A 13974-nucleotide genomic window follows, 5' to 3' on the forward strand; every position below is an offset into this window, starting at 1 on the left:
ACCATCAAAAAATAGGATGCGATGGTCTGAAGGCTTCCCCCAGCACCCACTACCCGCCGCCTCGACGCCGAGCACGCGCGCCAGGGCCTGTGAATCCCCGGAGGCCACGATGGCCGTACCCGCCCGATCTCCGCTCGCCGGAGCCCCCGCGCCCGCCCCGCCCAGCGAGCGGCGCACACGCCCGGAAGCCGGCACGGCCGTGGCCGTCCTCATCTGCACCGTCGTCACGATCATGGAGGGCTACAGCCTGATCGTGTACGGCTCCGTCGTGCCGCTGCTGCTGGCCGACGGCTCGCTCGGGCTCACGCCCGCGTCGGCCGGTGTCGTCGGGAGTCTCGTGTACGTCGGCATGTTCTTCGGCGCGTTCGGCGCCGGCGTGCTCGGCGACCGCATCGGCCGCCAGCCCGTGCTGCTGGTCTGCATCACGGTGTTCGGCGCGGGTCTGCTCGCGGCGGGCTCGGCCGGCTCGGGCAGCGGGCTCGGCATCGCCCGGCTGGTCTCCGGACTCGGGGTCGGCGGCGCGGTCGTCACAGCGCTGGCCATCGCCCGCGGCCACGCCCCCGCGCACCGGGTCGGTCTCGTCGTGAACGTGACGATGGCCGGGATCCCGATCGGCGGCACCCTCGCCGCGCTGCTCGGCATCGGGATCATGCCGGCCTTCGGATGGCGCCCGATGTTCCAGTTCGGCGCGGTGCTGACGCTGGTGATCCTCGTGGTCGCCGCCGCGTTCCGGCTGGAGCCCCGGCGCACCGCGGCCGGCCGCGAGTCCGGAGACCACCGGCGCGGCTCCACCTTGCGGGCCGTGTTCTCCGGCCGGGGCGTCCTGTTCGCGGTGCTCGCCGCCGCGGTCGCCATTCCCAACATGTTCACCTGGTTCGGCCTCAACGTGTGGCTGGTCGGCACGATGAGCGCCCTGCAGTACCCGCTGACCTCGGCGCTGGCCTTCTCCCTCACGCTGACGGCGGGCGCCATCATCGGCTCGCTCGGCACGGCCGGCTGGGCCGACCGGTGGGGCCCGCTCAAGGTCGGCGCCGTGACCGCTGCCGCGACCGTCGTGGGGCTCGCCGGGGTCCTGGTCGGGGGCCGTTCCCTCCCGGTGTTGTACGCCTGCATCTTCCTGATGGGCGTCGGCGGGCACTCCACCGCGAACCTGGTCAACGCCGCGGTGAGCAACCTCTTCCCCGCCTCCGCCCGCGGCACCGCCATGGGCTGGACGAACGGCATGTCGTACTTCGGCGCGCTCGGTCCCGTGCTCGGCGGGACGGTGCTCGCCGGATCCGGTCCCTACGGTGTCTTCGCCCTCTACGGCGCCTCCGCGTTGCTCGCGCTCGTGGTGATCACCGTCTTCGCCCGCGCGGCGGGGTCCGCCGCCCGCCCGCCCCTGCCCGTCGCCCACTGACCCGTCCGTCCGAGGAGACCGAGACATGAGCACCCACCCGTCCACCGACCGCCCCGCGCCCTACGCCCGGTTCCGCTTCGGCGGCTTCGAATGCACCGTCGTCAGCGACGGCATGCTCGAGATGGGCCCCGCGCGCGGCAACTTCCCCGCCGCCGACCCCGCCGAGGTCGACGCGCTGCTGACCGACCACCACCTCTCGCCCGAAGACGTGCGGCTCAACGAGAACATCCTGATCGTCGACACCGGCTCGGAACTGGTTCAGTTCGACACCGGCGTCGGCACCGATCCGGCGCTGGGGCGCGGGTTCTTCGGACCGCGCACCGGACACGCCGTGCCGGCGATGCGCGAGGCGGGCATCGACCCCGCCGACATCGACGTCATCGCCCTCACCCACGCCCACCCCGACCACGCGTGGGGGCTCGTCGATCCGGACGGCCGCCCCGTCTATCCCAACGCGGTCCTCGCCATCAGCAAAGCCGAGTTCGACCACTGGACCGATCTCGGCAAGGTCGGCTCGGCGCCCGACGAGCACCGCAAGGACCACTTCCGCGGCGCGCACAAGAACCTGATGCCCTACGCCGAGGCCGGCCGGATCCGCTGGGTCGAGGACGGCGACGAGGTGGCCACGGGCATCCGCGCCGTCGCCACGCCCGGCCACAGCCCCGGGCACGTCGTGTACACGATCACCAGCGGCGACGAGACGATGGTGTGCTGGGGCGATCTGTGCCACCACCAGGTCCTGCTGCTGCAACGGCCGGACTGGGCGTTCCAGTTCGACTTCGACGGCCCCGGCGCCACCGCGCAGCGGCGGCGGATCTACGAGCTGGTCGACGAGGGCCGGCACGCCGTGCTGGGTTACCACTTCCCGTTCCCGGGGCTGGGTCACCTGCGCCGCGATCGCGACGGCTACACCTGGCTGCCCAGCGAGCTCGAACGGGCGCTGCCGGTGACCGCCGACGTCGTGACGCCGGGGCGGTGACCGCGATGAGCAGGATCGACGTCCACGCGCACTTCGTGCCCGGCTTCTACCGCGAGGCCCTCGTCGCGGCCGGGCACGCCCGGCCCGACGGGATCAAGGCGATCCCGGAGTGGAGCGCCGAGGAGGCGTTGCAGACGATGGACCGGCTCCGGGTCTCGCGGTCCTACCTGTCCATCTCCTCGCCGGGGGTGCACTTCGGCGACGACGCGGCGGCCGCCGGGCTCGCCCGGCGCTGCAACGAGGAAGCCGCCGAGCTCGCCGCCCGGCACCCCGGCCGGTTCGGCTGGTTCGCGTCGGTGCCCCTGCCGGACGTCGACGCGGCGGTCGCCGAGGCGCACCACTCGCTGGGCCGCCTCGGCGCCGACGGGATCGTCCTGGAGACCAACGCCCACGGCCAGTACCTCGGCAACCCGGCGCTGGAGCCGCTGTACGCGCTCGCCGCCGAAAGGCGCGTGCCCGTGTTCGTGCACCCCACGACGCCGTACGAGGCCGGGCACCTCGCGCTGGGCTACCCGCGGCCCATGCTGGAGTTCCTGTTCGAGACCACGCGCTCGATCACCGACCTGGTGCTGTCCGGTGTGCTGCGACGCCACGAAGACCTCCGGGTCATCGTGCCGCACGCGGGCGCCGCGCTGCCGATCCTCGCCAACCGGATCGAGCTGCTGCTGCCCCTGCTGGCCGAAGGCGGAGCGACCCCGCCGAGCATGCGGGACGCGTTGCGCGCACTGCACTTCGACCTCGCCGGAGCTCCCGTCCGGGAGATGCTCGACGCCTTGCTGTCGGTCGCGGACCCGGACCGGATCCACTACGGCAGCGACTACCCGTTCACCCCACCCGACGCCTGCGCGCGGCTCGCCGAGCGGCTCGACACCACCGACCAGCTCGACGGGCCCCTGCGGGCGAAGATCGACTCGGCCAACGCGGAAGCGCTGTTCTCCCGGCGCGCCCGGGAAGCAGGAGTGCCGTCATGATCCCGACGTTCAGCGTGACCACCCGCGTCGTCAGCGGCCTGGGCAGCCTTGCGCTGCTCCCCGACGAGCTCGCGGCCCTCGGCGCCCGCCGGGTGGCGGTGGTCGCCGACCGGGGCGTGATCGACGCGGGCCTGCTGGCGACGGTGCTGCGCCCGGTCGACGCCGGGCTGATCGGTGTGACCGTGGCGATCGACCCCGATCCGGACGTCGCCGAGGCCGAGCGGGCCGCGGAAACCGCGCGGCGGCACCGTTGTGACAGCGTGGTCGCGGTAGGCGGCGGCAGCGCACTCGGCGCGGCGAAGGCGGTCGCCATCCGGCTCACCAACGACGAGCCGATCGACCGGTACGCCGGCGTCGGCCGGGTTCCGCTCACCCCCGCGCCCACGCTCGCGGTGCCGACGACCGCGGGCAGCGGCAGCGAGGTGTCGCAGGTTCTGGTGCTGCACGAGGCCGGCCGCCCCGAGGAGCTCGTGGTGCGCTCGCCCGGGTGCGAGCCGCGCACCGCTCTGCTCGACGGCACCGTGCTTCGTGGGCTGCCGCAGGCCCCGATGTTGTACGCGGGCCTGGACGCGCTCTCCCACGGACTGGAGGCCCAATGGGCGCGGCGAGGTTCGTCGTTCACCCGCGCGCTCGGGATCGCGGCGGCGCGCGACGTGCTCGACCTGCTCGCGTCCGCAGTGGACGGAGCCGCGTCCGGCCGCAACGCGGAAGGCGGCAACGACGACGTGCTGCAGTCGCTGCTGGAGGCGGCCTGCGCGGCCAACATGGCTTGCGGCAACAGCGGTCTGACCCTCGTGCACGCCCTGTCCACCGCTCCTTCGGTGCACCTGCCCCACGGCCTCCAGAACGGAGTGCTGCTCCCGCACGTGGCCCGCTTCAACTCCGGGTTCTCCCCGCGGGCGGTCACGGAACTGGTCACGGAGCTGCCGCGGCTCTACGAGACGGTCGGGTTCGCGGAGCGGTTCTCCCCCGGCTCCGTGGGGCGGGCCGAGGCGGAGGCGATGGTCACCGCGAGCACCGGGCATCCGTTCCGGGCGAACAACGTCCGCGAATCCTCCGACGAGCAGCTGCTCGGACTGCTCGCCGCCGCCGGCGCCGAACTCTGAGCCGGGCCGCACAAGGGAAAGGACGTCATGACGGACTTGCTCGAGACTTCCCGCTGGACCGGCCGGATCTTCTCCGGCGGCTGGATTCCCGGCGAGAACGGGGAAATCCCTTCGGTCGAGCCCGCCACCGGTGCGGTGCTGGGCCACGTCGGCGCGGCGTCCGCCGCCGACGTGCACCGAGCCGCTGCGCGGGCGGCGCAGGCTCAGCGGACCTGGGCGGCGCTGCCCTATCAGGACCGGGCGGCGGTGCTGCGGCGCGCGGGCCGGCTTTTCGAGGACCACCGCGAGGAAATCGAAACCTGGCTGGTGCGCGAGTCGGGCGCCGTGCGGGCGTTCGCCGGCGTCCAGACGATCGAGGGCGGGGCCGAGGAGTGCCACGCGGCCGCGGCGCTCGCCGCCGCGCCCTACGGGGAAGTCCTGCGCTCGCACCAGGACCGGTTCTCGTTCTCGCGGCGGCTGCCGGTCGGGGTCGTCGGGGTGATCTCCCCGTTCAACGCCCCGGTGGTGCTGGCCATGCGCGCCGTGGCACCGGCGCTCGCGCTCGGGAACGCCGTGGTGCTCAAGCCCGATCCGCGCACCGCCGTGTGCGGCGGGGTCGTGCTCGCGCGGATCTTCGAAGAGGCGGGCCTGCCCGAAGGGCTGCTGCACGTCCTGCCCGGGGGCGCCGACGCGGGCGCCGCCGTGGTCGAGGCACCGCAGATCCGGGTGATCGCGTTCACCGGCTCGACCCGCGCGGGCAAGGCCATCGCACTCGCGGCCGCCCGGCAGCTCAAGCGCGTGCACCTGGAACTCGGCGGCAACTCCGCACTGATCGTGCTGGACGACGCCGACCTCGACCTCGCCGCGTCGGCCGGCGCGTTCGGCACCTTCCACCACGCGGGCCAGATCTGCATGGCCAGTGGCCGGCACCTGGTGCACGCCTCGGTGGCCGAGCGCTACGCGGAGCTGCTGGCCGAGCACGCCGACAAGCTGGCGGTCGGCGACCCGCGCGGCCCCGTCGCGGTGGGACCGATCATCGATGCCGGGCAGCGCGACGGGATCCACCGGATCGTGACCGACAGCATCGGCGCCGGGGCCCGGCTCCTGGCCGGGGGCACCTACGAGGACCTGTTCTACCGGCCGACCGTGCTGGCCGACGTTCCGCTGTCGGCACCCGCGTACGCCGGGGAAGTCTTCGGTCCCGTGGCCCCGGTCGTGGCGTTCGCCGACCTCGACGAGGCCGCCCGGCTGGCCGCCGGCACCGAATACGGCCTCTCCCTGGGTATCCTCACCCGCGACGTGGCCAAGGGCATGGCGCTGGCGGAGCGGATTCCCAGCGGCTTGGCCCACATCAACGACCAGACGGTCAACGACGAGGCCACCGCGCCGTTCGGAGGGGTCGCCGAGTCCGGCACCGGCGCCCGCCACGGCGGCACGGCGGCGAATCTGGAAGCCTTCACCGAGCAGCAATGGGTCACCGTGCGCGGGCGGCCTCCGCGATACCCGTTCTGAGAAAACCGCCGGACCCGCCGGGCCGGTGGTGACGGGCCGGCCACGTAACCGCTAGGATTCCCGTATGTCAGGACAGCAGTCGCGATCGAACGGCTACCGGGAGCGGAACTCCACGGCGGACCGCGCCCTCGAGATCCTCGGCATGTTCGGGGACGACACGCCCGTGATCACCGGCACGCAAGTCGCGGCGCAGCTGGGGGTCGCCCGGTCGACCGGGTACCGCTACATCCAGACGCTCGTCGCGAACCGCTACCTCGAGGAAGCTCCGGGCGGCGGCTTCCGGCTCGGGCTGCGGCTGCTCGAACTGGCCCGGCTGGCGCGGCGGACCTACGGCCTGTCCGAGATCGCGATGCCGGTGCTCACCGGGCTCGCCGAGTCGGTCAACGAAACCGTGCTGCTCACCCGCCGCGTCGGTGATCTGGTCGTGTGCCTCGACCGCGCCGAGTCCCAGACCCACCGGGTGCGGATCTCCTACGAGCGCGGCAGCACGCTGCCGGTGAACGCCGGCGCCTCGGCGCTGGTGCTGCTCGCCTGGACCGACCCCGCCGAAGCCCGGGCCCTGCTGGAAGGCTCCCGGCTGCAGCGCTTCACCGCGGCCACCCTGACCGAGGTCGACGACCTGATGGCGCGGCTGGAGCAGATCCGCGCCGACGGTTACTCCATCACCCGCTCCGAGCTCGACCACGACGTCCTCGGCGTCGCCGCCCCGATCCGGGACGGCGAGCAGCGCGTGGTCGCGGCGGTGAGCGTGGCGGCCGTGGCCTCGCGGGTCTCCCGTCAAGGCGAAGACGAGATCCGCACCGAGGTCTGCCGCGCCGCGCAGACGATCAGCAACCGCCTGTCCGCCGCCGACGGCTGAGCCGGGCCGGGCGTGACGCACCTGCCCGGCCCGGCTCAGCTGTCGGGTGTCAATTCCGCACGGCCGCGGGGACCGGCACCTGCGCGACCTCCGCGCGCACGCGGTTGACCAGCTTCCCGACCCCGCCCACCTCGACGACGACCTCGTCGCCGTCGTGCAGGAACACCTGGGGGTCTCGGCGGTACCCGACCCCGCCGGGGGTGCCGGTGAGGATCAGGTCGCCGGGCAGCAGCTCGGTGAACTCCGAGACGGTGGCCACCAGCGTCGGGATGTCGAAGATGAGCTTCGAGGTGTCCGACGACTGCAGCGTCACCCCGTTCAGCACGGTCGACACCGGGGCGGCCGAGACGTCGGCCTCGTCCGGCGTGACCAGCTCGGGCCCGAGCGGCGTGGACCGGTCCCAGGCCTTGCCCTGCAGCCACTGGTGCGTCTTGTACTGGTAGTCGCGCATCGTCACGTCGTTCGCGACCGTGTAGCCGAGCACGTGCTCGAGCGCCGCTTCCCGGGAGATCCGGCGGCCTGCCTTGCCGATCACCACGACCAGCTCGGCTTCGTAGTCCACCTGCTGCGCTTCCGGCGGCAGCACGATGTCGTCGGAAGCGCCCACGAGGCTGCCGGCGAACTTCGTGAACAGGACCGGGTAGGTCGGCAGGTCGCGGCCGGTCTCCCCCACGTGCGCGTGGTAGTTGAGCCCGACGCAGAAGATCTTGTCCGGGTGCGGGACCACCGGCAGGAGCCGGACGTCGGCGAGGGCGACGGGCCCGCCCTCCGGACGCAGCGTCGCGAGGACGTCGGCCGGCGTGTCCCGGCCGAGCTCGGCGGGCCCGGCCAGCGCCTGGACGAGGTCGCCGTCGACCCGGCCGATCCGGCGCGTGCCGGCGTGTTCGAACGTCACGTACCGCATGTCAGTTTCCCTCCGAGGTCTTGCGCCACTTCGCGAGCTGCCCGCCCCACAGGTTCACGCTGGCGGGGACGGGTTCCCAGCGGCGCGGCGCGCCGTAGGTCACCCGGTCGTCGTGGAACTTCTCCATCTCCGCGGACAGCTCGATGTGGTGCCCCGCGGGGTCGTCGAAGAAGACGAACAGGTTGTTGCCGGGACCGTGCCGGCCCGGGCCCCAGGTGACGTCGACCCCCTCCTCGGTGAGCCGGTCGCACCAGGTCTTGAAGTCCTCCCACTCCGCGAGGTCGTAGGAGTAGTGGTCCAGCCCGGTGTCCGAAGGGGACGCCACGACCGCCAGCGTGTGGTGGTCGCGGTCGCTGCGCAGCCAGGCGAAGCGGCCGTCGGCGAGCTGGTCGGAGATCCGGAAACCGCACACGTCGGTGTAGAAGGCGACCTTGCGCGCGACGTCGCCGGTCGCCAGGGTGACGTGCTGGTACTTGACCGGGCGCCGGCCCGTGTCGGCGCCGTGCTCGCCCGCGCGGCGGACCGGACCGTGGAAGTGCGCGGTGAGGCCGTCGGGGTCGGTGGTCGCGAACCCGGCGGTGCCGGGCTCGGCCTCGTCGAGCAGATCGCCGTCGAGCGGGCGCACCGCGGCACCCGCCTCGCGCAGCCGCTTCTCCAGAGCGTCGAGGCCACCCTCGTCGCGCACCTCGAAGGCGATGTGGTCTACGGCCGGCTCGCCCGGGCGCAGGTCGAGCACGTGGTGCCCGCTGCCCCAGCCCAGCCGTGCGCCGCCGTCGGGCAGTTCGCCGTACGGGAGCAGGCCGAGGATGCGGCCATAGAATTCGGCGGCGGCCGCGACGTCGGGCACGCGCAGCCCGAGGTGCGACGTGGCGGTGCGCCGGAGGCTGCCCGCGGCGGCCCCCTCCGCGAACGTTGTCCTGGTCGGTGTGGTCATCTCGATTCCTCTCGTGGGCCGCCGGCACCGCAGGCGGGCCGGGCTGGTTCGAAGCGGCAGGTGGTTCATCCGGCCGCGGGCAGGGGCGCGCCGGCGGGCTCACGCGCGGTGGCGTGCAGCGCGGCCAGACCGGCCCCGGGGCTGCCGGCGGAAACCTCGGCGGCTGACCAGGTGGCCGCCACGAAGCGGTCGGGCCGCAGCAGCACGACGCGTCCGAGGTAGGGCTCGGCTTCCCGGTCGAGGGCGCCGTCGAGGTCGACCAGCACTCGCACTCCCCCGGTCTCGCGGGGCAGCCGGTCGTCCCCGGGAACGAGCGCGACCACCGGTTCGAGCGGCCAGATCTGCGCCGCCGCGCCGGCGAGCACGGCCGCGGGCACGTCGACGCCGAGCAGGGCCCAGCCGGAGCCGAGCACGTCGTCGAACATCCGGGTGCGCCCGGTCCCGGTGTCGTACACCCGCGGCTGGCCGAACGGCACGCCGGCGGCCGGGCCGTTCGCCGGTGCGGGCACGACCAGCCCGTCGAGGTAGCGCAGAGCGGGCCGGTACCGCATCTCCTCGAAGTAGGCACGGCCTTCCGGTTCCCGCAGGATCCGCTCGACGACGCGGTCGCGCCGCTCGGCGAGACGGGCGTCGGTGGTCATGACGATCCGGCCCAGCCGCACCGAAAGCGCGACGGTGGCCCGCGAATGCGGACGGCGTTCGGTGTCGTAGGTGGCGAGCGCCGTCCCGTCGAGCCGCCCGGCCAGCACATCCGCGATCTTCCAGGTCAGGTTGGCCGCGTCCCGGATGCCGGAGTTCAGGCCCTGTCCGGCGAACGGCGGCATCATGTGCGCCGCGTCGCCCAGCAGGAACACCCGGCCGTGCGCGAACCGCTCGGCGACCAGGGCGTGGAACTTGTAGGCGACGCAGCGTTCGACCTGGTCGGCGGTGATCCGGCGGTGGGGGCGCAGCAGCCGGGCGATCAGCTCGAACGGCGGCCGGGCGCCCGCCTCGCCCTCGCCTTCGTGCAGGAGGAACTCGTAGCGGCACCGGCCGCCACGGCCGGGCACGATGACCGTGGGCCGCGCCGGATCGCCGTGGTGCATGCCGTAGCGCTCGTCGTGCGAGTCGCCGAGCACGTCCACGACCAGCCATACGTCGTCGAAGCTCCGCCCCGACATCCGGACGCCCGACTGCTCCCGCACCGTCGAACGGCCGCCGTCGCAGCCCAGCACGTAGCGCGCGCGAAAGGTCTCGCCGTCCGCGGTGGCGAGGGTGACCCCGGCGGGGTCCTGGTCGAGCGAGACGACGTCGGTGCTCATCCGCAGCGTCACCTCGGCGCGGTCCCGCAGGTGCTCGGCGAGCTCGCGCTCCAGGTCGGGCTGGGCGAACGGGTTCTTGAACGGGTGCCCGAGCCGGTAGGGCCAGCCGGAGCGGGCCTGGAAGACGGCGCGGCCCGCCGCGTCGTAGTACCGGGTGCCGGTGCCCGGCACGATGATCCGCTCGAGCCGAGTGCCCAGCCCCGCCGCCTGGAAGGTGCGCAGCGCCTCGTCGTCGATGCTGATCGCCTTGGGCTCGTCGCTCGTCGACGCGTTGCGCTCCAGCACCGTCACGCCGACTCCGCGGGCGGCCAGGAGGGCGGCAGCCGTCATCCCCACGGGGCCTGCCCCGACGACCACCACGTCGGTCGTGATCGGTGTCTCCCAGGTCCGTGTCACCACGGGCCACCTCCGTCCGGTCTCGCTGTCGTCGAGATGACGGTAGCAGAGCTTGTCCTACAAACAAGGACTTGTGTCTCGAATTTAGGGACACTACTGTCCGAGGGACTCAGCGGAGAGGGGTTCGTGATGACAGAACCGAGACCCGGGGCCGCCGCGGCCGGCTCGTGGCAGGTGGTGGTGCTCGGCGCCCTGATCGTCGTGGCCGAGGGCTACGACCTGATCGTCTACGGCGCCCTGCTGCCGAAGCTCGTCGCCGAGCCGGGTTGGCACCTGACCAGCACGAGTGCGGGCTCGATCGGCAGCCTGGTGTACCTGGGCATGCTGGTGGGCGCCCTCGCCGGCGGCCCCGTCTGCGACCGGGTCGGGCGCCGGAACTTCGTCAACGCGTCCGTCGCGTGGTTCACGCTCTGGACCGCGGCGAGCGCGCTCGCCCAAGCGCCGTGGCAGCTCGGCGGCGCGCGGCTGCTCACCGGTGTCGGCATGGGGGCGGTGATCCCCGCCGCGGTCGCGCTGGTCAAGGAGTACAGCCCCGGCCGCCGCACCGGGCTCGTCGTCACCATCCTGATGGCGGGCATTCCCCTCGGCGGCACCGCCGCGTCCCTGCTCGGCATCGGCTTGCTGGGCACGCACGGCTGGCGGCTGATGTTCCTCGTCGGCGCGGCGATCTCACTGCTGATCCTGGTCTTGTCACTGGTGTGGCTGCCCGAATCGGCGGGCTTCGGGACCCGGCAGGACACCGTCGCCGCGCCACGGCCGTCCGCCGTCACCACGTTCGCCGCGCTGTTCCGCGAACGCCGCGCCCTGCTGACCGTGCTGTTCGCCGTGGCCACGTTCGCCAACATGCTCACCTGGTACGGGCTCAACACCTGGCTCACGACGCTGATGCGGGAGCTGCACTACCCGCTGGGCTCGGCGCTGACGTTTTCGTTGTGCCTCAACGCCGGAGCCATCGCCGGTTCGCTGGTGCTGGTGCTGGCCGCCCACCGCTGGGGACTGCGGGTCGTCGCCGCGGTCTGCGGTGCGCTGACGGCGGCGGGCATCCTCGTCTGCGCCGCGGGGCCGCAGCAGACCGGCACGTTGCTGGCGACGATCACGGTGATCGGGGCGAGCACGCAGACGGCACTCACGCTGATCCTGGCGTCGGTCGCCGACTCGTACCCGACCCGGATGCGCGCGTCGGCCGTCGGCTGGGCCAACGGGACCGGCCGGGCCGGTGCGGTGCTCGCGCCCGCGCTCGGCGGCGCCATCCTCGCCGCCGGGCTCGGGCCGCGGGGCGTCTTCTTCGCCTTCGCCGCCAGTGCCCTGGTCGCTGCCCTGGTGATGGCCATGCTGGCCGCGCAGGGCCGGCACACCGGCCCGGTCGTGGAGCCGGCACTCGCCGAGGCGCGGTCGTGAACCCCGCCGAAGCGGTGGTGCTCGCCCACCACGCGCTCGCCGCCGCGGGCCAGGGCGACCTCGTGTGGGGTCACGCGGCCCTGCGGGACCCGGCCGGGCGGGGCGTCTGGACGAAGGCGTCGGGCTGGGGGTTCGAGGAGATCACCCGCGACCGCGTGGTGCTGGTCTCGCCTCAGGGCGAAGTCCTCGACGGCACGGGAAAGCGGCACATCGAGTACCCCATCCACACGGAGATCCTGCGAGCCCGCCCCGACGTCGGTTGCGTCGTCCACACCCACCCGCGCGCGGCCACCGCCTTCGCGGCACTCGGCGTGCCGCTGCGCGCGCTCGACCACGACGGGGTCCTGTTCAGCGAGCCCGACGTGCCCCGGTTTTCCGGGACCGGCGGCCTGATCCGCAGCGCCGGGCTCGGCGAGGCGGTCGCCGGCGCGCTCGCGGACGCCAGGGCGCTCCTGCTCCCACGCCACGGCCTGGTCGCCGTCGGCGCCACCGTCGCCGAAGCCGTGATGCACGCGGTGCTGCTCGACCGGGCGTGCCGCACCCAGCTCACCGCGATGGCCGCGGGTGAGCTGCGGGGCTGGTCCGACGCCGCGGAGTGCGCGGCGAAACGGGCCGAGTGCTGGAACCCCACCCAGATCGAAGCCGGCTGGCAGTACTTGCTGCGCACGGCCGGCGCCACCGACGAACCCTTGGAGGAAACCCGATGACCGAGACCGTTCTCGCGCCCGCCGCGCGACGAGCCGAGGAGCTGACCGAGTCGACGCGCGCCCACGACTGGCGGCTGCTCGTCGGCGGCGAACTGGTGCCCGCACGTTCCGGTGCGACCTTCGCCAACCCGTCGCCCGTGACCGGCGAGGTCATCGCGACCGTGCCGGACGCTGACGCCGCCGACGTCGACGCGGCTGTGCGAGCGGCCCGAGCCGCTTTCCCGGCCTGGGCCGCCACGCCGTTGCCCGAACGCGTCGCCGTCGTCCGGGAGATCGCGAACCGGGTCCGGGCGCACGCGGACGAGCTGGGCGCCCTCGACACCTTGGACGGCGGCAACATCATCCGCCTCTCCCGCTCCGACGCCTTTGCGGGCGCGGCGATGCTGGACTTCTTCGCCGACTCGGCGCACGCCCTGACGGGCCAGACCATCCCGGCGTCGGAAGGCGCCGTGCACTACACGACGCTGCAGCCGATCGGCGTCGTCGCGCGGATCGTGCCCTACAACCACCCGATCATGTTCGCCGCGGGCAAGATCGCCGCGCCGCTGGTCGCGGGCAACTGCGTCCTGCTGAAGCCGCCGCACCAGGCGCCCCTGTCCGCGCTGCGGCTGGGTGAGCTCATCGCCGACCTCGTGCCGGCGGGCGTGGTGTCGATCCTGACCGGCGCCGGTCCCGCCACCGGCGACGCGATCGTGCGCAACCCCCACGCGCGGCGCATCGCGTTCATCGGCAGCGCCGCGACCGGCCGCAAGATCCAGGAAGCCGCCGCGCAGACCGGTGTGAAGGACGTCAGCCTGGAACTCGGCGGCAAGAACGCCCTGATCGCCTTCCCCGACGCCGACCCGATCGCCGTCGCGGAGTCTGCCGTGCGCGGGATGAACTTCTCGTGGTCCGGCCAGTCGTGCGGCTCGACGTCCCGGCTCGTCGTGCACCACAGCCTGCGCGAGCGGGTCGTGGCCGAAATCGTCCGGCTGATCGGCGAACTGCGCATCGGCGACCCCTTCGACGAAGCCACGGACGTCGGCGCACTGGTGTCGCAGGAGCAGCACGCCAAGGTTTTGCGCTACGTGGACATCGCCCGCGCGGACGGCGCCACCGCGGTCGCCGGCGGCGCCCCGGCCGAGGGCGTCGGGAAGGCTCTGATCGTGCCACCCACGGTGTTCACCGGCGTCACCCCCGACATGCGGGTCGCCCAGGAGGAAGTCTTCGGCCCGCTGCTGTCCGTCCTCGAGTTCGACACCGAGGACGAAGCCGTGGCGATCGCCAACGGCGTCGAATACGGCCTCACCGCCGCCGTCTGGACCGACGACGTCCGCCGCGCCCACCGCGTCGCCGCCGCCGTGGAAGCCGGCTACGTCTGGATCAACGGCTCCTCCCGCCACTACGTCGGCACCCCCTTCGGCGGCTTCAAGTCCTCCGGCATCGGCCGCGAAGAGTGCGTCGAGGAACTCGTGAGCTTCACCGAAACCAAGGCGGTGCATGTCGTGTACCGGTGAGCAGCGGGGCCTTCGGAGGGACTGTGGCCGGCC

General features: G+C 73.3%; 12 protein-coding genes. 9 read left to right on the top strand and 3 right to left on the bottom strand.

The genetic code is table 11. The features are described from left to right. Positions 1–109 precede the first annotated feature (109 nt). From ACFY1H_RS39485 to ACFY1H_RS39510, 6 genes are all read left to right on the top strand, one after another. Positions 110–1399: an MFS transporter gene (locus ACFY1H_RS39485; protein WP_386955230.1), complete on the top strand. Its 1290-nt coding sequence runs from the start codon at positions 110–112 to the stop codon at positions 1397–1399. A gap of 25 nt (positions 1400–1424) precedes the next feature. After that, the gene (locus tag ACFY1H_RS39490; RefSeq protein ID WP_386955232.1) at positions 1425–2378 is read left to right on the top strand and encodes an MBL fold metallo-hydrolase; all 954 of its coding nucleotides are present in this window, start codon (positions 1425–1427) and stop codon (positions 2376–2378) included. A 5-nt stretch (positions 2379–2383) separates the two neighbouring features. After that, positions 2384–3349, top strand: a complete 966-nt coding sequence (locus tag ACFY1H_RS39495; RefSeq protein ID WP_386955234.1) for an amidohydrolase family protein — start codon at positions 2384–2386, stop codon at positions 3347–3349. Further along, complete coding sequence (locus tag ACFY1H_RS39500; protein ID WP_386955236.1) at positions 3346–4455, top strand: iron-containing alcohol dehydrogenase family protein; 1110 nt, start codon at positions 3346–3348, stop codon at positions 4453–4455. Before ACFY1H_RS39495 ends, ACFY1H_RS39500 begins: the two co-directional genes overlap by 4 nt. Before the next feature lie 27 nt (positions 4456–4482). Beyond that, on the top strand, positions 4483–5946 hold the full coding sequence (locus ACFY1H_RS39505; RefSeq protein WP_386955238.1) for an aldehyde dehydrogenase family protein: 1464 nt from the start codon (positions 4483–4485) through the stop codon (positions 5944–5946). A gap of 64 nt (positions 5947–6010) precedes the next feature. Beyond that, positions 6011–6805: an IclR family transcriptional regulator gene (locus ACFY1H_RS39510; protein WP_366581707.1), complete on the top strand. Its 795-nt coding sequence runs from the start codon at positions 6011–6013 to the stop codon at positions 6803–6805. 49 nt (positions 6806–6854) lie between these two features. On the opposite strand, the gene ACFY1H_RS39515 is transcribed toward ACFY1H_RS39510, so the two are convergent. From ACFY1H_RS39515 to ACFY1H_RS39525, 3 genes are all read right to left on the bottom strand, one after another. Further along, positions 6855–7709 (bottom strand): fumarylacetoacetate hydrolase family protein, encoded by an 855-nt coding sequence (locus ACFY1H_RS39515; protein ID WP_386955239.1) that lies wholly within the window; start codon positions 7707–7709, stop codon positions 6855–6857. 1 nt (position 7710) lies between these two features. After that, on the bottom strand, positions 7711–8643 hold the full coding sequence (locus ACFY1H_RS39520) for a VOC family protein (RefSeq protein WP_366581705.1): 933 nt from the start codon (positions 8641–8643) through the stop codon (positions 7711–7713). Between the two features lie 65 nt (positions 8644–8708). Beyond that, positions 8709–10343: an FAD-dependent monooxygenase gene (locus ACFY1H_RS39525; RefSeq protein ID WP_386955240.1), complete on the bottom strand. Its 1635-nt coding sequence runs from the start codon at positions 10341–10343 to the stop codon at positions 8709–8711. Between the two features lie 126 nt (positions 10344–10469). Here ACFY1H_RS39525 and ACFY1H_RS39530 point away from each other — a divergent pair, with 126 nt between their 5' ends. Genes ACFY1H_RS39530 through ACFY1H_RS39540 form a run of 3 tightly spaced genes read left to right on the top strand, consistent with a single transcriptional unit; the run spans position 10470 to position 13941 of the window. Continuing rightward, the gene (locus tag ACFY1H_RS39530; protein WP_386955242.1) at positions 10470–11738 is read left to right on the top strand and encodes an MFS transporter; all 1269 of its coding nucleotides are present in this window, start codon (positions 10470–10472) and stop codon (positions 11736–11738) included. Next, positions 11735–12445 (top strand): class II aldolase/adducin family protein, encoded by a 711-nt coding sequence (locus ACFY1H_RS39535; RefSeq protein ID WP_386955243.1) that lies wholly within the window; start codon positions 11735–11737, stop codon positions 12443–12445. Before ACFY1H_RS39530 ends, ACFY1H_RS39535 begins: the two co-directional genes overlap by 4 nt. Then, a complete protein-coding gene (locus ACFY1H_RS39540) occupies positions 12442–13941 on the top strand; it encodes an aldehyde dehydrogenase family protein (RefSeq protein ID WP_386955245.1) in 1500 nt (499 codons plus the stop codon). The genes ACFY1H_RS39535 and ACFY1H_RS39540 overlap by 4 nt, the downstream gene beginning before the upstream one ends. Positions 13942–13974 lie beyond the last annotated feature (33 nt).

This window comes from Amycolatopsis sp. NPDC001319 (genome assembly GCF_042896185.1).
Lineage (GTDB): Bacteria > Actinomycetota > Actinomycetes > Mycobacteriales > Pseudonocardiaceae > Amycolatopsis.